Here is a 20,969-nt window from a genome sequence, read left to right as displayed (position 1 = left end):
CTTCAGCTCAGTTGCCGGATCGGCGCACCGGCGAGCCACGCCTCGATATCCTCCACCGCCTGGGTGAAGAACGTCCGGTAATTGTTGAGCGTGACGTAGCCGACATGCGGCAGCGCCAGAACATTCGGCAGGTGTCTAAACGGGCTGTCGTCGGGCAGCGGCTCGGTCTCGAACACGTCGAGCCCCGCCCCCGCGATCCAGCGCTCCTCCAGGGCCCGGACCAGGGCGGCCTGATCGACGATCGGCGCGCGCGAGGTGTTCACCAGGATGGCGCTCGGCCGCATCCGGCGCAGCTCCGCCTCGCCGAGAAGTCCCCGCGTCCGGTCGCCGAGGACGAGGTGGATGGTGACGACGTCGCTCGCCGCCAGCAGCGCCTCCTTGGACTCGGCACGCTCGACACCGGCCGCCGCGGCTCGGGCATCGTCGAGGTTCGGGCTCCAGGCGATCACCCGCATGCCGAAGGTCCGGCCGATCGCGGCCACCCGCGTGCCGATCTTGCCGAGCCCGAGCACGCCCAGCGTCGCTCCGGCGAGATCGGTCCCAACCGTGCTCTGCCACGGGCCGCTGTCGCGCAAGTTCTGGTTCTCAACCGTGAGATGGCGGGCGAGGCCCAGGATCAGCGCCCAGGTCAGCTCGGTCGGCGGCGTCGGGCTGGAATCCGTGCCGCAGACCGTGATGCCGCGCGTCCGCGCCGCCGCCACGTCGATTGCGAGGTTGCGCATGCCGCTGGTGACCAGCAGTTTCAGCCGGGGCAACCGCTCTAGCAGGGCTGCCGGGAAGGGCGTGCGCTCGCGCATGATGACGAGGATCTCGGCCTGCTCGATCCGGGCGACCAGCGCGTCTCGATCCGCGATGTGGTCGTTGACCGTCGAGACGGCGACGCGATCGGACAGACGCGTCCAGTCGGCGAGGCCGAGCGCAGCGTCCTGGTAATCGTCGAGGATCAGGCAGGTTTGCACGGCGCACGCTCCCGGCAGAAGGTGGCGAACGTCTCAAGAAATGTCTCTGCCGCCAAGCGATTGGGTGGTGCACCGACGATCTGTGCGATGCCGTCCGGCGTCTGGTCGAGGAGAGACAGGCGGAAGAAGATCTCGGGTTTGAAATTCGTACTCATCGTCGCGAGCACAGTGCGCAAGACCTGCAGCATCTCATCGCCCCTATGGGAGGCGTGGACGAGCGCGATCGGCTTATCGATCACGTGATGTGTCGAGACGAGCCAATCGATCGCGTTCTTCAGCCCACCGGGGATGGACCGGATATATTCGGGGCTCGAAACGATCAGCCCATCGCAGCCGTGAACGCTTCGCACGAACTCCTGCACAGCAGGGGGTGTCGCCGCGCCTTCGAGATCCGGCGAAAAGACGGGGAGGCTTCCGATACGATCATAGACATCGAGGCAGATTCGATCCGGAGCTACGGCTTGCAAAGCGCGTAAGAGCGCGGTGTTCGTCGAAGCTTGGCGCGTGCTTCCGGACAGCCCGAGAAGCCTGACATGCCTCTGAGCGTCCGACGCAGTCCAGACTTCATCTCCACCCTCGACCGTCAACGGGCCGCCGCCAGCGCCTCGAACGCCGCCGCGACCCCGGCGGCCCCCGGATCCTCCACGCCGGCGAGATCCGCCGCCGCGAGGTAACTCGATCGGCCGGTGGCGGCGTGGTCCATGCGGGCGGTGGCGGCGGCGCCCGCGCGGGCGGCGGCGGAAGCGGCGTCGAGGCCGCCGGATTTCAGGGCGTCGAGCGCCGGGATCAGCGCATCAAGCAGGGTGCGGTCCCCGGGCCCGGCGCCGCCGTAGTCCCGCACCCGGGCCACGCCCTGGGCCAGGGCGTCCGGCCATGAGGCGCCGTCGGCCAGCGATGTCGCGGTGGCGGCGAAGAAGATCGAGGCCAGCACGCCGCTCGAACCGCCGACCGCGCGGCCGATCCGCTCGGCCAGCGCGCGGCACAGGGCGGCCGGGTCGGCCTGCGGCAGCCGGTCGAGATCCGCCTCGACCGCCCGGGCCGCGCCCGCGAAGGTCGTGCCGGTGTCGCCGTCGCCGACCTTGGCGTCGAGGGCATTGAGCGCGCCCTCGGCGGCAATGAGGGCGCCCGTCACGGCAGCGATCCGGGCGGCCGCCACGGGATCGCGCGACGGCGTGAAGGCCTCGCCCGCGAGCCCCTCCGGGATCGGGCGCAGGACCGGCGGCGCGATCCGCACCGCGCCGGGCCAGGCCGGCAATGGCACCGGCGCCAGGAGCGCCGCTTCGAGGTCGTCGTCCAGCGGCAGGATCGACAGCGACGCGCCGTGCATGTCGAGCGCCGTCATCAGCGGTGCCGGGCCGAGGAGCAGGCGCACCCGCTGCCCCAGCTCCGTCGCCAGGACGGCCTGGGTCAGGACCTGCATCTCCAGGGCGGTCGCCGAACCGAGATTGTTGACCAGCAGCGCCAGCGGCCCGGTCGCCGAAAACCGTTCGGTCATGAGGCGAGCCAGATCGCTCGCCTTCGGCAGGGTGATCCGCTCGGCCCCCGGCTCGCCGTGGATGCCGAGGCCGAGTTCGGCTTGTCCCTCGGCGAGGCGCTCGCTGCGCGGCGAGCCGGGAATCGTGGCGGTCGAGACCGCGATGCCGAGCGACTGGGCCGACGCGGCAACCCGGCGGGCCAGCGCCGCGACTCGCTCCAGCGGCGCGCCGGCCTCCGCGGCATGGCCGGCGACCTTGTGCACGAACAGGGTGCCGGCCACGCCCCGGGGCTGCTTCGCGTCCGGCAGAGCGATGTCGTCGGCCACGATCACGGTCTCGACCGTCTTGCCCAGCGCCCGGGCGCGCTCGGCGGCGAGACCGAAATTCAGGCGGTCGCCTGCGTAGTTCTTGATGATCAGCAGGCATCCCGCCGGTCCGGTCACCGCCAGGATCCCGGCCAGCACCGCATCGACGCTGGGCGAGGCAAAGACATCGCCGCACACCGCCGCGCTGAGCATACCCGGCCCGACGAAGCCGGCATGGGCCGGCTCGTGGCCGGAGCCGCCGCCGGAGATCACCGCGACCTTGCCGGTATCGATCTCGGCCCGCAGCACGACGCGGATCCCGGGATCGCCGTCGAGCCGCGCGAGGCGGCCGCCGCTGGCGGCCAGGAGGCCCTCGATGGCGTCGGTGACCAGGGTCGCGCGGGTCTCGATGAAATGGGCCATGGCGTGACCTTCTGCGATCGCGGTCCGCAGGGGTCTCCCTGCGCGCCGTTACAGCGGACTGTCTGAGCAATCGTGGCCGCCGGCGCAACGGCCGGGGGCCGGTTTCCCCGGCGTCGCGGCCTACTCCTTCACGGCGCCGGTGAGCGCGGAGACGTAATATTCCACGAAGAACGAGTAGAGGATCACCAGCGGCAGGGAGCCGAGCAGCGCGCCGGCCATGAGCGAGCCCCACTTGTAGACGTCGCCGTCGACGAACTCGCTCACCACCGCGATCGGCACGGTCTTGTTCTGCGTCGAGGACAGGAAGGTCAGCGCGTAGATGAACTCGTTCCAGCACAGCGTCAGGGAAAAAATCCCGGCCGAGATCAGGCCCGGGAACGCGAGCGGCAGGATGATCTTGGTCAGGATCTGCCAGCGGCTGGCGCCGTCCATGAGCGCGCATTCCTCCAGCTCGTAGGGGATCGTCTTGAAGTAGCCCATCAGGAGCCAGGTCGAGAACGGGATCAGGATGGTCGGATAGGCCAGGATCAGGGCGATCGGCGAATCGAACAGGCCGTAGGCCTGGATGATCGTGGCCAGCGGGATGAACAGGATCGAGGGCGGCACCAGGTAGGCGAGGAAGATCGCCGCGCCGACCCAGCCCGCGCCGTTGAAGCGGACGCGCACGCAGGCATAGGCGGCCAGCACGCTGGCGAATAGCGATAGCGCCGTGGCGGCAACCGACACGTACATCGTGTTCCAGAGCCAGCGCGGATACTGCGTCTCGAACAGCAGTTTGTTGATGTGCTTGAGCGTCGGCTGCACAACCCAGAACGGGTTGTAGTGCTCCATGTCGATCAGCTGCTCGTCCGGTTTGATCGCCGTCAGAGCCATCCAGTAGAACGGGAACAGCAGCACCGCGAGGATGGTCAGGAGCGGCAGGTAAGTGGTCACGAGCCGCCGCGGCAGGCGCTCTAGGTAGGCCATCCCCTCGCTGTCGTCGGTGAGCCCGGCGGGGCGGGCGGCCATGATCGGCGCGAGGCGCGGGTCGGCATGGGCGGGCGGAGCGGGCGCGCTCATCGGTCGGTTCCCCCGGATTGCCAGGCCCGGCGCTGGAGGCCGAACCACGAGATGCCGATCGCGGCGAGCAGGAACGGCACCATCGCGGTGGCGATCGCCGCGCCCTCCCCCAGCGTCCCGGAGAGGATGCCGCGCTGATACGACAGGGTCGCCATCAGGTGCGTGGCGTTGACCGGGCCGCCCCGGGTCATCGCCCAGATCAGCTGGAAGTCGGTGAAGGTGAACAGCACCGAGAAGGTCATCACCACGGCGATGATCGGCGTCAGCAACGGCAGGGTGATGCGCGAGAAAATCTGCCAGTTCGAGGCGCCGTCGAGCGTCGCGGCCTCGTAGAGCGAGGGCGAGACCGTCTGCAGCCCGGCCAGCAGCGTGATCGCGATGAACGGCACCCCGCGCCAGATATTGGCGAAGATCACGCAGGCCCGCGCCATGCTGGGCTCGCCGAGGAAGTCGATGTTGCCGTCGATGATCCCGAGATGGCGCAGCGACCACGAGATGATCGAGAACTGGCTGTCGAAGATCCACCAGAACGCGATCGCCGAGAGGACCGTCGGCACGACGAACGGGATCAGCACGATCGACCGGACGATCGACTTGAACGGCATGTTCTTGTTGAGCAGCAGGGCCAGGTAGAGGCCGACCGCGAACTTCACCACCGAGGCCACAGCCGTGTAGAGGCAGGTGTTGAACACCGAGAGCCAGAACACGTCGTCGTCCCAGAGCCAGGCGTAGTTCTCCAGGCCGATGAACGTGCCGTCCCGGCCGATCCGGGTGTTGGTGAACGACAGCCAGATCCCCTTGAGCAGCGGATAGGCCAGGAACAGGCCGAGGATCAGCGCGGTCGGCAGCATGAACCAGAAGCCCGCCCAGCCGCGGCTGCCGCGCAGGCGCTGCCAACCGGAGCGGGTCGGGACCGCGAGCGGGGCAGGCTGTGTCAGGGCCGTGTGCGCCATGGGTTCGCCTCGGGAACGGGGCCGGGATGCGTCGCCGCGTCAGGTGTTGCGGAAGATGCGCTGGGCGGCGCGCTCGGCATTGCGGATCGCGGTCTTCACGTCCTCCCGGCCGGTGCAGTGGCTGGCGAACATGTCGACCACCACGAAATCGGCGAGCACCGCGGCGATGCGCTCGCTCACCGGCGCCTGGCCGCCGGCCGCGAGCGACCGCCGTCCCGCCTCGGCGAAGACCGCGTTCTTCGGGTCGCTCGTCCAGATCGGGTTCTTGGGGTAGTTCGACAGCGGCTCGCACAGGTAACCCTGCGCGCCCTCGATCCACGGACCGTAGTTCGACGCCTCCATCATGAAGGCGATGAACGCCTTACAGGCATTGGGCGCCTTCGAGTACTTGAACGCCAGGATCGGGAAGGCGAGCTGGAACTCCGTCGGCTTGCCGGCGGGACCGATCGGCCAGACCGCGTGGTCCATGTCTTCGGCGAGCTTCGGGTTGTCCTTCTTGGCGGCGGCGTAGATCGAGATGCCGTTGTGCGTCAGATACAGGTCGCCCGCCAGGAACGCCTTGTTGTTGGAGGAATCGTTCCAGGACACGGTGCCCGGCACGAAGGTCTCGTACATCGCCTTGACGTATTCCAGCGCCTTGGCGGTCTCCGGCGAGTTGATCACGATCTTTTCGTTGGCATCGACCAGATTGGCGCCATGGGACCAGAGCGCCCAGTGACACCAGGTGTTGGCGTCGCCGGTGGCGTGCCCGAGGGCGAAGCCCGCCGGGGTGTTGTTCTTCTTGAGCGCCCGGCACAGTTCGAGGAGGCCGGCGGTATCCTCCGGGAACTTGCTGAACCCGGCCCTCTGCATCGCCGAGATGCGGTAGTTCGGATAGCCGCCGTTGAAGCCCACGGGAATCGCGATCCACTTGCCCTTGACCTTGCCGTAGGCCTCCGCCGACGGGAACCACGGGCCGTATTTCTTGGCCAACGACTCGGCCACGTCCTCGAGCGGCAGGCACTTGTCCGGGAACAGGGCCGGGAACGAGAACAGGCCCCAGACCATGTCGGGTCCCTGGCCGGTATTGGCGGCGACGGACGCCTTGGGCTGGATGTCGTCGAAGGATTCGTTGGTCACCGAGACCTTGACGCCGGTCGCCTTGGTGAAGGCGTCCACCATCCGCAGGAACGCCTCGTCCTCGCTGGGAATGAAGCGCTTCCAGCGCAGGATGGACAGGCTGGCGCCGGGCTCCGGCTTCCACTCGGCGGTCTGCGCCCAGGCCCGGGCGAAGCCGAGGAGGTCGGCGCCGGCGGCGAGACCGGTCGCGGCGGCACCCGCCAGGAGGGAACGGCGGTCGAGTTTGGGCATCGTGGCGTCACTCCCTGGATGGATCGGGTGTGGTCAGGTCGGCAGGCGCCGGCCCGTCTCGGCATCGAAGAAGTGCACGCGGTTCGGCCGCAGGTGGACGGTCTCGCCCGGCCCCTCACTGACGCGCTCGCGCAGCACGCAGGTGAAGTCCTGGCCCTGAGCGCGCACCGCCAGCATGGTCTCGGAGCCGGTCGGCTCGACGACCACGACCGCGGCGGCGATCCCGTCCGGCGCCAGGTCGAAATGCTCCGGCCGCATCCCGAGGACCAGCTTCCGACCCTCGACGCCCGCCGGTGCCTGGGTCAGCGGAATGATCAGCCCCGTATCGGCGGCGAAGACCAGATGGCCGTTCCGCCGGACCGTGCCGCTGACGAAGTTCATCGCCGGGGACCCGATGAAGCCGGCCACGAACAGGTTGTCGGGCCGGTCGTAGAGTTCCAGCGGCGGCCCGATCTGCTCGACCACGCCGTCATGCATCACCACGATCCGGTCGGCCATGGTCATGGCCTCGATCTGGTCATGGGTGACGTAGATGGTCGTGGTCTTCAGGCGCTGGTGCAGTTCCTTGATCTCGGTGCGCATCGCCACGCGCAGCTTGGCGTCGAGGTTCGACAGCGGTTCGTCGAACAGGAAGACCTGGGGGTCGCGCACGATCGCCCGCCCCATGGCGACGCGCTGGCGCTGCCCACCCGAGAGCTGGCGCGGGTAGCGGTCGAGGAGATGCGTCAGGCCGAGGATCTGCGCGGCTTTGCTGACCCGCGTATCGATCTCGGCCGACCCTGCCTTCCGGATCCGCATGGAGAACGCCATGTTCTCGCGCACTGTGAGATGCGGATAGAGCGCGTAATTCTGGAACACCATCGCGATGTCCCGCTCCTTGGGCGGGACATCGTTGACGATCCGCTCACCAATACGGATCTCGCCGCCGGAGATATTCTCCAATCCGGCAATCATCCGCAGCAAGGTCGATTTTCCGCAGCCCGAAGGTCCAACCAGGATCACGAACTCACCGTCCCGGATGTCCACGGACACACCGTGCAGGACGTTCGTCGACCCGAAAGCCTTGCGAACCTCGCGGATTCCCACCGAGGCCATGCTTCCTCCCGATCAGGGTCGCTCTGACGGCAACTCCTGTGGCGGCAGTACAAGTGAGCGCATGTCGGAAAGCAAGCTGGCCGCACCTGAATTTTGAATCATATCTGGCTTCTGTCAGGGCCTTCCCTGTGGAATTTTAGTGACTGCACGGGGACGAGTGACGGGGCAGCCGGCGTGAAACATCCTGCCGGCGCCCGAATCGGTCGCGGATGCTAAGGCGGGGTCATATCGGCCCGCTGGCGACGCGCCATCCGGGATGGGTCAGGCCAACGCCGTGGCCAGGCCGAAAACCCTGAGGGAAGACGACAGCATGGCATTATCCGGTCTGAATGCCCGCGAGATCCTCCCCGACGATTCCGCTCGCGGTGCCCTGGTCGGGCGTGTGTGGCGCCCGGATGTCGATGGACCGAGCGTGGTGGCGATCCGGGCCGGTTCGGATGGCGAGCTGCGGGTCGTCGACGTCACGGCTCGGTTCGCCACCGTCAGCGACCTGTGCGAGGCGCCGGACCCCGCCACCGCCCTGCGCGCCGCCGAGGGCGCGGATCTCGGCAGCCTCGACGCGATCGTGGCCAATACCCCGCCGGACAGTCGCGATCCCGGGCTTCCGTGGCTGCTCGCCCCGGTGGATCTCCAGGCGCTGAAGGCCGCGGGCGTCACCTTCGCGACTTCGATGCTGGAGCGGGTCATCGAGGAGCGGGCGCGGGGCGATCTCGCCGCGGCTTCGGCGATCCGCGCCGAGGTCGAGCGCTTGGTCGGCCGCGACCTGCACCGGCTGAAACCCGGCTCGCCCGAGGCGATGGCGTTGAAAGAAGTGTTGGTCGCCCAGGGCGCCTGGAGCCAGTACCTCGAAGTCGGGATCGGGCCGGACGCCGAGATCTTCACCAAGGCGCAGCCGCTCTCGGCCGTCGGCTGCGGCGCCGACGCCGGGCTGCACCCGGATTCGCACTGGAACAACCCCGAGCCCGAGGTGGCCCTGGCCGTCTCGTCCAGACAGACAATCGTGGGTGCGACGCTCGCCAACGACGTGAACCTGCGCGACTTCGAGGGCCGGTCGGCGCTGCTCCTCGGCAAGGCCAAGGACAACAACGCCTCCTGCGCCCTGGGGCCGTTCCTGCGCCTTTTCGACGACACGTTCAGCCTCGACGACGTGCGCCGCACCACCGTGACCCTTGAAGTGACCGGCACCGACGGGTTCCGGATGGAGGGTACTTCCCCGCTCGCCGAGATCAGCCGTGATCCGGAAGAGCTGGTCGCGGCCCTGATGGGCCGCACGCACGAGTATCCCGATGGCGCGATCCTGCTGCTCGGCACGATGTTCGCGCCGATCCAGGACCGGCACGGGCCGGGCCTCGGCTTCACCCATGCCGAGAACGACCGCGTCGTCGTGGCGAGCCCGGAGCTCGGCCGCCTGGTCAACCGCATGCGCCCCTGCGACGCCTGTGAGCCCTGGACGTTCGGCGCCCGCGCGCTGATGCGCAACCTCGCGGCGCGCGGGATTCTGTGACAGAGGCTCGCGTCGAAGCTCCCCGGAACAAGCCGATGACAGAAGCCGGATCCATCCTTGCGCGTCTCTCCGCCATCGTCGGGCCGTCCGGCCTCGTCACCGGCGAGGAGTTGCGCGGCCGCTCGGCGAACTGGACCCGGCCGACCGAGCCCTGCGCCGCGCTCGCCCTGGTCCGGCCGCGCAGCACCGCCGAGACCAGCGCCGTGATGGCCGCCTGCCACGAAGCCGGGGTCGCGGTGGTCCCGCGCGGCGGCGCCACCGGCCTGGTCGACGGCACCCTGTGCACACCGGACGAGATCACCCTGTCCACCGAGCGGATGACCGGTATCGAGCCGGTCGATCCGCTGGGCATGACCGTGGTGGTCGGCACCGGCGCCACCCTCGAGAGCGTGCAGAACGCGGCCACGGAGAACGGCCTGTTCTTTCCCCTCGATCTCGGCGCCCGCGGCTCGGCCACGATCGGCGGCGCGATCTCGACCAATGCCGGCGGCCTGCGGGTGCTGCGCTACGGCATGATGCGCGAGATGGTGCTGGGCCTGGAGGCGGTTCTGGCCGACGGCACGGTGGTGTCGTCCATGCGGCCCCTGATCAAGAACAACACCGGGCTCGACCTGAAGCAGGTCTTCATCGGCACCGAGGGGACGCTCGGGATCGTCACGCGCGCGGTCCTGCGCCTGCGCCCGGAGCCGGCCGGCTACGCCACCGCGCTGATCGCCTGCCCGGGAGTCGATGACGGCGCCCGGGTGCTGCGCGCGGCCCAGAGCGCGTTCCAGGGGCGCGTCTCGTCCTTCGAGGGCCTGTGGCCGGATTTTTATAAGCTGATGACCGCTCCCGGCCGGGCTACGGCGCCGCTGGGCTACGATTATCCGTTCTACGCCATCATCGAGGTCGAGTGCGTGCCGGAGGAATCCGACCGGTTCCTCGGCCTGCTGGAAGGCCTGATGGGCGAGGGCACGATCCTCGACGCGGCGGTGGCCTCCTCGGAGGAGCAGCGGCGGGGGATGTGGCGCATCCGCGACCGGGTCGAGCACCTGAACGCCGACGGGATCGAGCGCGCCTTCGACGTCAGCGTGCCGCTCTCGAAGATGGACGGCTATGTCCGGGGCGCGCTGGAACGCCTGGCGGCGGTCCCGGACTGCCGCGCGGTGGTGTACGGCCATATCGGCGACAACAACCTGCACTGGAACACCACCCGCCTCGACGCCGCCGGCAATGCGGCCATCGACGCCGCGATCTACGCGCCGCTCGCCGAGCTGAACGGCTCAGTCTCGGCCGAGCACGGCATCGGTCTGGAGAAGCGCGGCAAGCTGCCCCTGTCGCGCTCGCCGGAGGAGATCGGCGCCATGCGTCTGATCAAGCGCGCGCTCGATCCGGACAACCGACTGAACCCGGGCAAGATTTTCTGAAGGCGCGACCGGTGACACGAACTCCTACGGAGCCAGCGATCAAGCCGCTGCGGCTCACCGTCCGGCTGACCCCGCGCGGCGGTCGCGACGCCGTGGAAGGCTGGATCCGCGACGCGGATGGCGCCCCGTGTCTCAAGGTGCGCGTGGCCGCCCCGCCGGTCGATGGCGCCGCCAACACGGCGCTCGAACGGCTGATCGCCGGGTCTCTCAGGATCGCGGCCGGCGCCGTTCAGATCGTCGCCGGCCATCAGGGCCGGGTGAAGCGCCTGGAGATCACCGGCGTGGATGATGGGGCCGTTGCCAAAGTCTTTGGGGTGCCGGGATAGGCGCTTGCCGGCGACATCAATGCACGCCGTTGTCGACGGCGTGTGGATCGAGCCAATTCTCGATTTCCAGTCCTGGAACGCGGCGGAACTCACTCAGGTTCGCGCTGACAAGACAGAGATTTAAGGCGAGGCATTGGGCAGCGATCAGGAGGTCGTTCGGCCCGATCGGTGTGCCCCGCTTTGTGAGGAGCGCGCGGATATCGCCGTAATAGCGATCGGCCGGCGCTGCCAGAGGAGCAATCGGAATCGTTCCGAGCACCGTTTCGGCCCGGCCTGCCAGAGACGGAGACCCTTTTCGCGCGACGCCGTACCGGATCTCAGCGGCCGCCACGATGCTCGTGCACACGTTGGCTGTGCGCCCTTCGAGCATGGCGGCGACCGGACCGTTCCGCCCGCGATTGATGAGATCCGACAGAATGTTGGTATCGAGGAGATAGCGCACGACGCCGCTCAAAGGACGACGTCTTCGGCCTCGAGATCTAAGATCTCGTCCAATCGGTCTTCCGGCGGAAGCGGCTCCAGCGACGCGATAAGAGCCTCGAGGCGAAGCCGTGGTCGAAGGATCAGGCTGCCATCGGGTTGTCGAGAGACCGACACTTCGTCGCCAGGCAATTCGAATTCCTTCGGAATTCGAACGGCCTGGCTGCGATTATTCCTGAAGACCTTGGCGATGCGCTCCATGCTCACCTCCCGGCATATAGCTTAACATATGCCCACGTCGGCGATCGCACAAGCAAGGGTGGACCGTCCTCAGAACCCGACCTTGTCCCCGCCCTTCAGCGCCAGCATCTCCCGCGCCTCGTCGGGGGACGCGATGGCGAGGCCCAGGCCTTCGATGATCGCGCGGACGCGGCGGACCTGCGCCGCGTTGGTCTCGGCGAGCTTGCCGGGGCCGTCCCACAGGCTGTCCTCCAGGCCGACGCGGACATTGCCGCCCATGGCGGCCGCCATGGCGGCGATATTCATCTGGTTGCGGCCGGCGCCCAGCACCGACCATTGGTACTGATCGCCGAACAGCCGGTCGGCGGTGCGCTTCATGTGCATCACGTCGTCGGGATGGGCGCCGATGCCGCCCTGCAGGCCGAACACCGTCTGGATGAACAGCGGCGCCTTCACCAGTCCGCGATCGAAGAAGTACTTGAGATTGTAGAGATGGGCGGTGTCGTAGCACTCGAACTCGAACTTGGTCCCGTTCGGCGCGCAGGTGGTCAGGATGTGCTCGATCTGGCCGAACGAGTTGCGGAAGATGATGTCCTTGTTGCCGAGATAGTCGCGCTCCCACTGGTGCTTCAGGTCCTTGAAGCGGTCGAGCATGCCGAACAGGCCGAAATTCATCGAGCCGAGGTTGAGCGAGGCGACCTCCGGCTGGAAGGTCGCGGCCGGGCGCACACGCTCCTCGATCGACATGGTCGGCGCGCCGCCGGTGGTGAGGTTCACCACGCAGCCCGAGCGCTGCTTGATCACCGGCAGGAATTTGGCGAACGCCTCCGGCGACTGGTCGGGCTGCCCGGTCTCGGGGTTGCGGGCGTGCAGGTGGATGATCGCCGCGCCGGCCTCGGCGGCGCCGATGGCGGCGTCGGCGATCTCTTCCGGCGTCACCGGCAGATGCGGCGACATGCTCGGCGTGTGGATCGCGCCGGTGACGGCGCAGGTGATAATGACTTTCCGCTGGGGGGCCATGCTCAGTCCTTCTGTGAAAGCTTGTGGGCCCGCAGGGAAGCGAGCCGGGCATCCCGGCGGCGCATGCGGGCGGGGAGATCCGCGGGCGCCCGCCATTGCGCCAGGATCGCCTCGGTGGCCGGCGCCTCGTAGACAGCGGGCGGAGCCGGATCGGCCGCGAGGCTCTTGTAGAAGCCGGTGTAGCGCGCGCAGTAATCGGCGATGCCGCCGGGGGCGTTCAGCTCGATCGTCTCGAACGGCCCCATGAAGCTCCAGCGCAGACCGAGCCCGTCCGCGACGGTCTTGTCGAGATCCTGAGGCGTCACGTAGCCCTCCGAGGCGAGACGGAACGCCTCCGCCAGCAGCGCGCCCTGGAGCCGATTGAGGATGAAGCCGTCGATCTCCTTCAGGACGGTGATCGGCACCTGCCCGATGGCTTCGTAGGTCGCTCGGGCACGCTCCAGGAAAGCCGCGTCGGTCCACGGCGCGCCCGAGATCTCCACCAGCGGGATCAGGTGCGGCGGGTTGACCGGATGGCCGATCAGGCAGCGCCCGCGACCGGGCAGGCTTTCCGTGAACAGCGAGCAGCGGATCGCCGAGGACGACGAGGCGATGATCGCGTCCGGCGGCGCCAGCGCGTCGAGCTCGGCAAACAGGGCCTGCTTCACGTCGAGCCGTTCCGGCCCGTTCTCCTGGACGAAGCCGACGCCGTCGAGGCAGGCCGCGAGGTTTTGGGGAGCGCGGATACGGCCGGACGCCGCCTCGGGATCGGGGCAGAGCCCGTGCTCCGCGAGTGTCCGAAGGCCCTCGGCGCAGAGGGGGATCGCCGCCTTCGCGACGCCGCCCGCGGCATCGAATAGGCGCACGTCCCAGCCGGCGCGGGCGAAGATCATCGCCCAGGCCCGGCCGATCAGGCCGGAACCGATGATCGCGACGCTGTCGGTCATAGCGACAAACCCTTTCGCCGTTGAGCCTGATCCTCACGCGGACGGCGCGTTTCGCCGGTCCGTGGGAGGTTGTCGCGCTCCGACGTGACGATGCGGTCCGGGAGGGCGAAAGCGTGGTCCGCCGGGCTCTTCGCACGCTTTCGGCGTGGACGGTCGCAGGCCGTTCGCGGGTCGTCCGTAACGGCCCGCAGGACGCTCCGGCGACGGACTGACGTCTCGAACCGATCTTTCATCGCCCGACGTCCAAGCGTTTCCTCCTGCCCGTCCCGTTGGGCCGGTTCTGCCAGCTCTCTGCGGAGCTGTGATCACAGATCACTAGCGCGATAGTGCTACATTCGTCTAGTGTCGGCACATGAGTTCCATCTCGGTCCTGGCCGAACTGCCCCAGCTGAAGCGGCGCACCCTCGCCGACACCGCCTACGAGGCCCTGGCTGACCTCCTCGCTTCCGGGCGGCTGACGCCGGGCGACCGGCTGTCCCTGCGCCAGAGCGCGGCGGCGCTCGGCGTCTCGGTGATGCCGGTGCGCGAGGCGGTGAGCCGGCTCGTGGCCGACGGCGTCCTCGAAGTGGCACCCACCCGGGCGATCCGGGTGCCGGTCATGACCGCGCAGGATTTCCGGGCGCTCGCCGAGACCCGCATGGCGATCGAGGGAATGGCCGCCGCCCGGGCTGCCGAGCGCCGGAGCGAATCGGAGCTCACTGCGATCCGGCGGGCCGAGGCGGCGTTCCGGGCGGAAGCAGCCTCCGCGCAGCCGGACAGCGCTCGGGCTGTCCGGCTCAACCGCGACCTGCACTTCGCGATCTATGCGGCTTGCGGGCTGGCGCCGCTCCAGGAGATCATCGCCCGACTGTGGCTGAAGGCGGGGCCGGTCATCAACCTCGACCTGCGCGCCCATCCGGAGCGGTTGCGCCACGGTTACGCCCTGCGGCGGCACGCCGAGGCGCTGGCGGCGATCGAGGCGCGGGACGGCCCGGTCGCCGCCGCAGCCCTGGCCGCCGATATCCGCGAGGCGACGGACTTCATCCTGTCCCGCGGGGGTTTGCGGGACGGGTAGGTTTTGGTGCGCATCGTCTTCGTCCGAAAGGCGGCAAACGCCTTCGACACGATGCTTTGACGGGAGGAACGATCATGGATCTCGGAATCGCGGGCCTGCGCGTCCTCGTGACCGCCGGTGCGGCCGGCATCGGACGCGGTATCGTCGACGCGTTCCTGGACGAAGGCGCCCGGGTCTTCGCCTGCGACATCGACCAGGAAGCCCTGGCCGCCCTCCCCGACACGGTGGGACGCAGCCGGACCGACGTCGCAGACCGGGAGCAGGTCGCCGCCATGATGGATCAGGCGGTCGATCACCTCGGCGGCCTGGACGTTCTTGTGAACAATGCCGGCATCGCCGGGCCGACCGGGCGGGTCGAGGAGATCGCCCCGGAGGAATGGGACCGCTGCCTGACGGTTTGCCTAACCAGCCAGTTCAACTGCGCCCGGCTCGCCGTTCCGCACCTGCGCGCAAGCGGCAACGGCTCGATCGTCAACCTGTCCTCGGCCGCCGGCAAGTTCGGCTTCGGCCTGCGCAGCCCCTACGCGGCGGCGAAATGGGGCGTGATCGGCTTCACCAAGTCCCTGGCGATCGAGCTGGGCGAGTCCGGGATCCGGGTGAACGCGATCCTGCCCGGCTTGGTCGCCGGCGACCGGCAGCGCCGGGTCCTGGAGGCCAAGGCGCAGCAGCAGGGCACGAGCTTTGCCGAGATGGAGGCCCGGGCCTTCTCGTTCGTGTCGGTCAGGGACTACGTCACCGCCCGCCAGCTCGCCGACCAGATCCTGCTGCTCTGCTCGCCCCGGGGCCGGACGATCTCGGGCCAGGCGATCTCCATCGACGGCGATACCCGGATGCTGTCCTGAAACGCTGCGCCCCGGCTTACGCCGCGGCGCGGATCGCGGCAGACTGAAGCCGAAGCGGCACGACGACCGCGCCAAGGGGAGGATCGGAGCATGCGTCTTTCGGGCAAGACAGCGTTGGTCACCGCCGCCGGCCAGGGCATCGGCCGGGCGAGTGTCCTGGCGATGGCGCGTGAAGGCGCGCGGGTGCTGGCCACCGATGTCCGGGCGGAGGCGCTGCGAACCTTCGAGGACGTGACCAACGTCACCACGGCGCCCCTCGACGTGCTGGACCGGGCGCAGATCGAGGCCGTGGCCGGCGGCCTCGACCGGATCGACGTGCTGTTCAACTGCGCCGGCTACGTCCACGCCGGCACGGTGCTCGACGCCAGCGACGCGGATTTCGACTTCGCGGTGAACCTCAATGTCCGGTCGCAGTTCTGGACGATCCGCGCGGTGCTGCCCCGGATGCTGGAGACCGGCGCCGGCAGCATCGTCAACATGGCGAGCGTCGCCGGGTCGCTGCGCGGCCTGCCGAACCGCTTCGTCTACGGGCTGACCAAGGCTGCGGTGATCGGCCTGACCAAGTCGGTGGCGGCAGATTACGTCGGCCGCGGGATCCGCTGCAATTGCGTCTGCCCCGGCACGGTCGACACGCCGTCGCTGGCCGACCGGATCAATGCGTTCGAGGATCCCGTAGAGGCCCGCAAGGCGTTCATCGCCCGCCAGCCGATGGGCCGGCTCGCCAAGGCCGAAGAAATCGCCCCGCTGGTGGTGTTCCTGGCGAGCGACGAGGCCGCTTTCGTGACCGGCCAGAGCTATTCGATCGACGGTGGTATGACGATCTAACCGTCGGCGCGACGGGGCCAACTGGCGTCGATTGATCCTCTGCATAACAGATGCGGCACGACCGCGGCTTTCCCGATCGTGAATTTTGAATACAATCCTCCCGACGGGCGGGGACGCGCCCTCGGGAGGGTTCGGCCGTGACGCAAGCCAAGGCTCGGAGTGCGGTGTCGCCGCGCGCGGCGGCGCGTCACGATGGCGGAATGGCCCGCAAGCTCGCGGAGCAGCTTCAGGGCGAGGCGCGGTTCGACGCGTTCACCCGCGGCCGCTACAGCACCGATGCCTCGATCTACCAGATCATGCCGGCCGGCGTGGTCCTGCCGCGCTCGGCCGCGGACATCGCGGCGACGCTGCGGATCGCCGCCGATCACGGGGCGCCGGTGATCCTGCGCGGCGGCGGCACCTCGCAGAACGGCCAGCCGATCGGCTCGGGGCTGGTGGTCGATTGCGCGCGCCACTTCAACGGCATCCGCACCTACGATCCCGAGGCCGGCACGATCACGGTCGAGCCCGGCCTCGTGCTGGAGCGGCTGAACACCCGGGTGAAGGCCGACGGCTGGTTCTTCCCGGTCGAGCCATCGACGGCGACCCGCTGCACCATCGGCGGCATGGCCGGCAACAATTCCTGCGGCGCCCGCTCGCTGCGCTACGGCAAGATGAGCGACAACGTCCTGGCGTTGGACGCGATGCTTCCGGGCGGCGAGGCGTTCGGCTTCGGCCTGACCGGCAACGCGACCACCGGCGTCACCGGCTCGGCTCAGGCGGAAGCGCTGGCCGAGCGCATGCGCGCCCTCGCCCTGCTCCATCGCGACGAGATCGAAGCCCGCTACCCGAAGGTGCAGCGGCGCGTGGGCGGCTACAACCTCGACGCATTGATCGAGCCGCGTCCGAACCTCGCGCATCTGCTGGTCGGCTCGGAAGGGACCCTGGCCGCCACCACCTCGGTGACCCTCAAGCTGTCGCGCCTGCCCGCGCACCGGGTGATGGGCGTCTGCCATTTCCCATCGTTCCGGGCCGCCATGGAGACGACGCAGCACATCGTCGCCCTCGACCCCGTGGCGGTGGAGCTGGTCGACAACAACGTGCTGGTGCTCGGCGCCGACATCCCGCTATTCCGGGCGACGCTCGCCGACATCACCCGCGGCAAGCCGAACTGCCTGCTGCTGGCGGAATTCGCCGGCGACGACCTCGCCGCCCTGAAGCGCGACCTGAAGCGCCTCGACGCCTGCATGGCCGATCACGGTTTTCCGAACTCCGTCGTCGAGATTCTGGAGCCGGCCCGCCAGCGCTCGGTCTGGGAGGTGCGCGAGGCCTGCCTCAACATCATGATGTCGATGAAGGGCGATGCGAAGCCGGTCTCGTTCATCGAGGATTGCGCCGTCCCGCTGGAGCACCTCGCCGACTACACCAATGCGGTGACCGAGGTGTTCACCAAGCACGGCACCCGCGGCACGTGGTACGCCCATGCTTCCGTAGGCTGCCTCCATGTCCGCCCGATCCTGGACATGAAGGAGGGCGGCGACGTGAAGCGGATGCGCGCCATCGCGGAGGAGACCTCCGAGTTGGTCCGTCGCTACAAGGGATCGTATTCCGGCGAGCACGGCGACGGCATCTCGCGCTCGGAATACATCGCGCCGCTGTTCGGCCCGGTCCTGACCCGCGCCTTCGAGACCGTGAAGGACGCGTTCGACCCGGAGAACCTGCTCAATCCCGGCAAGATCGTCCGGCCGCTGACCATGGACGACCGGAGCCTATTCCGGTTCAAGCCCGGCTACGCCGTGACCGAGCCGCTGAAGCCCGCCCTCGACTGGTCGGATTGGGGCGGCTTCGGCTCGGCCGTCGAGATGTGCAACAACAACGGCACCTGCCGGAAGCTCGCCGGCGGGGCGATGTGCCCGTCCTACCGCGCGACCCGGGAGGAGGAGCATCTCACCCGCGGCCGCGCCAATACCCTGCGGCTCGCGATCTCGGGCCAGCTCGGGCCGGACGCCTTCACCAGCAAGGCGATGAAGCGCACCCTCGACCTGTGCGTCTCGTGCAAGGCCTGCCGGCGGGAATGCCCCACGGGGGTCGACATGGCCAAGATGAAGGTCGAGTTCCTGCACCACTACCACGCCCGCCACGGGCTGCCCCTGCGCGACCGGCTGATCGGCCTGATGCCGCATTACGCCGGCATCGCCGCCAAGCTCGCCCCGCTCCTCAACCTGCGCGACCGGCATCCGGCCCTGGCCGCCCTGTCGGAGCGGATGGTCGGGTTCTCGGCCAAGCGGTCGCTGCCGCGCTGGCGGCGCCCCTGGAGCGAGCCGGGCGAGGCGGCCCATCCGGCCGACGTGACCGGGGACTTCCGCGACGTGATCCTGTTCGGCGACACGTTCAACCGCGCCTTCGAGCGGGAGAACCTGGAGGCGGCCGAGCGGGTGTTGCTAGCCGCGGGCTACCGTATCCACCGGGTCTACCCGACACGCGGGCGGCGTCCCCTCTGCTGCGGCCGGACCTGGCTGGCCTCGGGCCAGACCGACCGGGCCCGCGCCGAGGCGCGCCGGACCCTCGACACGCTCCTGCCGTTCGTGCGGGCCGGCGCCCGGGTGGTCGGCCTCGAGCCGTCCTGCCTGCTGACCTTCCGCGACGAGTTTTCGGCATTACTACCTGGAGAAGACGCCGCGCTGCTCGCCATGCAATCGGTTCTGTTCGAGGAATTGCTGGCCGGCGATCTCGCGGCGGGCCGGATCGCGCTTCCCCTGGCGGACCAGGGCGGCCGGGTCGCGCACCTGCACGGGCATTGTCACCAGAAATCGTTCGGCGTGATGGGCTCGGTGGAGACCGTGCTGCGGACGGTGCCGGGCCTCGACGTGCGGGTCATCGAGTCGAGCTGCTGCGGCATGGCCGGCGCCTTCGGCTACGGGGCCGAGACGATCGAGACGTCCTTCGCCATGGCCGAGTTGTCCCTGTTCCCGGCCTTGCGGGCGGCCGCCCCCGGCGACCTGGTCGTGGCCGACGGCACGAGCTGCCGTCACCAGATCCACGATGGCCTCGGCATCCGCGCTGAGCATATGGCCCGCGTTCTCGATGACGCGCTCGTGCAAGGCCCCCCGCCTCGACACTGAATTGTCGGGCACCTACACAGGCAGGATAGGTTGCTTCGACCTCGCGTGCACCGTCGGCTCATGAACAAAATCGACACCGGCATCGGAATCAGCCGTCGTTACCTCCACGATGAGGTGGCCGACCGGATGCGTGAACTGATCCGCTCCGGAGAAATGGAGCCGAAGGCACGCATCAACGAAGGCGAGTTGACCGAACGCTTCGGGATCTCGCGCACGCCTCTCCGGGAAGCGATCAAGATCCTGGCCACTGAGGGCTTGCTCGAACTGCTCCCGAACCGCGGCGCGCGCGTCGCCAGCATCTCTGAGACCGAGCTCGAGGAGATGCTGGAGGTGATCGCCGGGCTCGAGGCCACCGCCGGCGATCTCGCCTGCCGGACGATCTCGGAGGCCGAGATCGACGCGATCGAGGTCGATCACCAGGCAATGGTGGCGGCCTGGAAGGGCGGCGACGAAGCCGGGTATTTCAGCCACAACCGCCGGATCCACGAAGGCATCATGGCGGCAAGCCGCAACGGCATCCTGGCCAACATCTACGAGAGCCTGTCCGGCCGGATCCAGCGGTCGCGCTACTCGGCCCATCAGACCCCGGACCAGTGGGCCCGGGCCGTGTCGGAACATGAGCAGATGCTCGTGCTGCTGCGCGCCCGGGACGGCGCCGCCCTCGCCACCCTGATGCGCGAGCATATCCGCGGGAAAAAGACCGTGATCGCAGCCAATTACGGGGTCGCGGAAGCCGGCTGAGCCGTCATCTCGAACCAGAACGAGGCGCCCGGCGTGCCGGAATCGTTCGGGTAGAGGAACGGGATGTCGGGCCCCGGCCGGCGGGCGGCGAAGACGGCTTTGACCCGGGCGCTCATGGCCGGATCCTGGCAGAGATACGTCACCGGCAGGGTCACCCGGAACGGCGGGGCACCGCACATCAGCATGGCGGCCAGCAGGTACTGCTCATTGTAGAGCCGGCAGTTCCACGCGGCGGGGTAGTCGTCCGGGATGAAGATATCGTGGATCTGCACGATCACCCCCGCGGCGAGCCGCGGCATCACTTCGAAGAAGAACACCGTCACGTCGGAATTGGCGAAGGACCGGTGTGATCCGTCGAAGAAGACGATGTCCCCGGCGCGCAACTCTTCGAAGATCTTGAGATCGCAGCTTTCGAGGGGACTGCGGAGGGTCCAGTCGCAGATCGCGTCGATCTCCCGGCGGGGCATCGGGTCGATCGAGGTGATTGTCGTCGGCAGTTTCAGTGCGTCGATCGTATAACGGGCAAAGCAGGTCGAGGAGCCGGACCCGATCTCGAGGTAGCGGGCCGGCCGCTTCCAGGCGAGCTTGGTCATCAGCGCCGCGGCGTCGAGCGCGGTGAACCACGTGTTGTTCCAGTGCGGCGTCACCGGGTCGATCACGCCGGATAGATGCGGGACGCTGTGGAGCAGGTCGGCCCGCGCCTCCAGCGCATCGAGGAACGCGGCGTAGGCGGCCGTCTCACGGGCGAGGACCGCCCGGAGATGGCCGTGCGGCGCACTGCCGGGCATCCAGCGGGAGGACGGCACCACCGGATGGTAGTCGTGGACCGTATGGCTCCAGCGGAACGGCTCGGTGCTCGCCCGGAAGATGTCGATTCCGGCGCGGCGCCCGGCGTTTCGCACGATGTCCTTCAACATGACCGTCCTCGCTCCTACGCGACGATAA

The 20,969-nt window shown here is 68.7% G+C and carries 20 protein-coding genes; 8 read left to right on the top strand and 12 right to left on the bottom strand.

Annotation, left to right across the window (positions count from 1 at the left end; translation table 11 throughout):
• Positions 1-2 precede the first annotated feature (2 nt).
• From MKL09_RS28045 to MKL09_RS28015, 7 genes are all read right to left on the bottom strand, one after another.
• On the bottom strand, positions 3-959 hold the full coding sequence (locus tag MKL09_RS28045; RefSeq protein ID WP_244025248.1) for a D-2-hydroxyacid dehydrogenase family protein: 957 nt from the start codon (positions 957-959) through the stop codon (positions 3-5).
• Entirely contained in the window at positions 944-1,546 is a 603-nt protein-coding gene (locus MKL09_RS28040) for an NADPH-dependent FMN reductase (protein WP_244025247.1), read from the bottom strand. The genes MKL09_RS28045 and MKL09_RS28040 overlap by 16 nt, the downstream gene beginning before the upstream one ends.
• Positions 1,543-3,162: a dihydroxyacetone kinase subunit DhaK gene (locus tag MKL09_RS28035; protein WP_244025246.1), complete on the bottom strand. Its 1,620-nt coding sequence runs from the start codon at positions 3,160-3,162 to the stop codon at positions 1,543-1,545. Before MKL09_RS28035 ends, MKL09_RS28040 begins: the two co-directional genes overlap by 4 nt.
• A 120-nt stretch (positions 3,163-3,282) precedes the next feature.
• Entirely contained in the window at positions 3,283-4,170 is an 888-nt protein-coding gene (locus MKL09_RS28030) for a carbohydrate ABC transporter permease (protein ID WP_244025473.1), read from the bottom strand.
• Between the two features lie 47 nt (positions 4,171-4,217).
• Positions 4,218-5,174 carry a carbohydrate ABC transporter permease gene (locus tag MKL09_RS28025; protein ID WP_244025245.1) on the bottom strand — a complete coding sequence of 319 codons (957 nt, stop codon included), beginning with the start codon at positions 5,172-5,174 and terminating at the stop codon, positions 4,218-4,220.
• Between the two features lie 39 nt (positions 5,175-5,213).
• Complete coding sequence (locus MKL09_RS28020; RefSeq protein ID WP_244025244.1) at positions 5,214-6,524, bottom strand: ABC transporter substrate-binding protein; 1,311 nt, start codon at positions 6,522-6,524, stop codon at positions 5,214-5,216.
• A 33-nt stretch (positions 6,525-6,557) separates the two neighbouring features.
• Entirely contained in the window at positions 6,558-7,619 is a 1,062-nt protein-coding gene (locus tag MKL09_RS28015) for an ABC transporter ATP-binding protein (RefSeq protein ID WP_244025243.1), read from the bottom strand.
• A gap of 310 nt (positions 7,620-7,929) precedes the next feature.
• On the opposite strand from MKL09_RS28015, the gene MKL09_RS28010 reads away from it, so the two are divergent.
• From MKL09_RS28010 to MKL09_RS28000, 3 genes are read left to right on the top strand one after another with little or no spacing between them, the layout of a single operon-like run.
• Positions 7,930-9,123, top strand: coding sequence for a fumarylacetoacetate hydrolase family protein (locus MKL09_RS28010; RefSeq protein ID WP_244025242.1), 1,194 nt, complete (start codon positions 7,930-7,932; stop codon positions 9,121-9,123).
• Positions 9,124-9,158: 35 nt separating this feature from the next.
• Entirely contained in the window at positions 9,159-10,529 is a 1,371-nt protein-coding gene (locus MKL09_RS28005; RefSeq protein WP_244025241.1) for an FAD-binding oxidoreductase, read from the top strand.
• Between the two features lie 11 nt (positions 10,530-10,540).
• On the top strand, positions 10,541-10,855 hold the full coding sequence (locus MKL09_RS28000) for a DUF167 domain-containing protein (RefSeq protein ID WP_244025240.1): 315 nt from the start codon (positions 10,541-10,543) through the stop codon (positions 10,853-10,855).
• Positions 10,856-10,871: 16 nt separating this feature from the next.
• On the opposite strand, the gene MKL09_RS27995 is transcribed toward MKL09_RS28000, so the two are convergent.
• The 4 genes from MKL09_RS27995 to MKL09_RS27980 form a co-directional block, all read right to left on the bottom strand.
• Positions 10,872-11,309 (bottom strand): type II toxin-antitoxin system VapC family toxin, encoded by a 438-nt coding sequence (locus MKL09_RS27995; RefSeq protein WP_244025239.1) that lies wholly within the window; start codon positions 11,307-11,309, stop codon positions 10,872-10,874.
• Positions 11,306-11,536 (bottom strand): antitoxin, encoded by a 231-nt coding sequence (locus MKL09_RS27990; RefSeq protein WP_244025238.1) that lies wholly within the window; start codon positions 11,534-11,536, stop codon positions 11,306-11,308. The genes MKL09_RS27995 and MKL09_RS27990 overlap by 4 nt, the downstream gene beginning before the upstream one ends.
• Positions 11,537-11,605: 69 nt before the next feature.
• Positions 11,606-12,535 carry a 3-keto-5-aminohexanoate cleavage protein gene (locus tag MKL09_RS27985; protein WP_244025237.1) on the bottom strand — a complete coding sequence of 310 codons (930 nt, stop codon included), beginning with the start codon at positions 12,533-12,535 and terminating at the stop codon, positions 11,606-11,608.
• A 2-nt stretch (positions 12,536-12,537) separates the two neighbouring features.
• A complete protein-coding gene (locus MKL09_RS27980) occupies positions 12,538-13,461 on the bottom strand; it encodes a 3-hydroxyacyl-CoA dehydrogenase (protein ID WP_244025236.1) in 924 nt (307 codons plus the stop codon).
• Between the two features lie 352 nt (positions 13,462-13,813).
• Here MKL09_RS27980 and MKL09_RS27975 point away from each other — a divergent pair, with 352 nt between their 5' ends.
• The 5 genes from MKL09_RS27975 to MKL09_RS27955 all read left to right on the top strand — a co-directional run bounded on the left by MKL09_RS27975 (position 13,814) and on the right by MKL09_RS27955 (position 20,024).
• Complete coding sequence (locus MKL09_RS27975; protein ID WP_244025235.1) at positions 13,814-14,515, top strand: GntR family transcriptional regulator; 702 nt, start codon at positions 13,814-13,816, stop codon at positions 14,513-14,515.
• A gap of 74 nt (positions 14,516-14,589) precedes the next feature.
• Positions 14,590-15,357: an SDR family oxidoreductase gene (locus tag MKL09_RS27970; RefSeq protein WP_244025234.1), complete on the top strand. Its 768-nt coding sequence runs from the start codon at positions 14,590-14,592 to the stop codon at positions 15,355-15,357.
• A 90-nt stretch (positions 15,358-15,447) separates the two neighbouring features.
• On the top strand, positions 15,448-16,182 hold the full coding sequence (locus MKL09_RS27965) for an SDR family oxidoreductase (RefSeq protein ID WP_244025233.1): 735 nt from the start codon (positions 15,448-15,450) through the stop codon (positions 16,180-16,182).
• 200 nt (positions 16,183-16,382) lie between these two features.
• Positions 16,383-19,283 carry an FAD-binding and (Fe-S)-binding domain-containing protein gene (locus MKL09_RS27960; protein ID WP_244025232.1) on the top strand — a complete coding sequence of 967 codons (2,901 nt, stop codon included), beginning with the start codon at positions 16,383-16,385 and terminating at the stop codon, positions 19,281-19,283.
• A gap of 60 nt (positions 19,284-19,343) precedes the next feature.
• Positions 19,344-20,024: a GntR family transcriptional regulator gene (locus MKL09_RS27955; RefSeq protein ID WP_244025231.1), complete on the top strand. Its 681-nt coding sequence runs from the start codon at positions 19,344-19,346 to the stop codon at positions 20,022-20,024.
• On the opposite strand, the gene MKL09_RS27950 is transcribed toward MKL09_RS27955, so the two are convergent.
• Entirely contained in the window at positions 20,000-20,941 is a 942-nt protein-coding gene (locus MKL09_RS27950) for a class I SAM-dependent methyltransferase (protein WP_244025230.1), read from the bottom strand. The two genes, MKL09_RS27955 and MKL09_RS27950, sit on opposite strands and share 25 nt — an antisense overlap.
• Between the last annotated feature and the right edge of the window lie 28 nt (positions 20,942-20,969).

The organism is Methylobacterium sp. J-048 (assembly GCF_022829515.1).
GTDB lineage: Bacteria > Pseudomonadota > Alphaproteobacteria > Rhizobiales > Beijerinckiaceae > Methylobacterium.
This window is presented reverse-complemented; position numbering and strand designations above follow the sequence as displayed.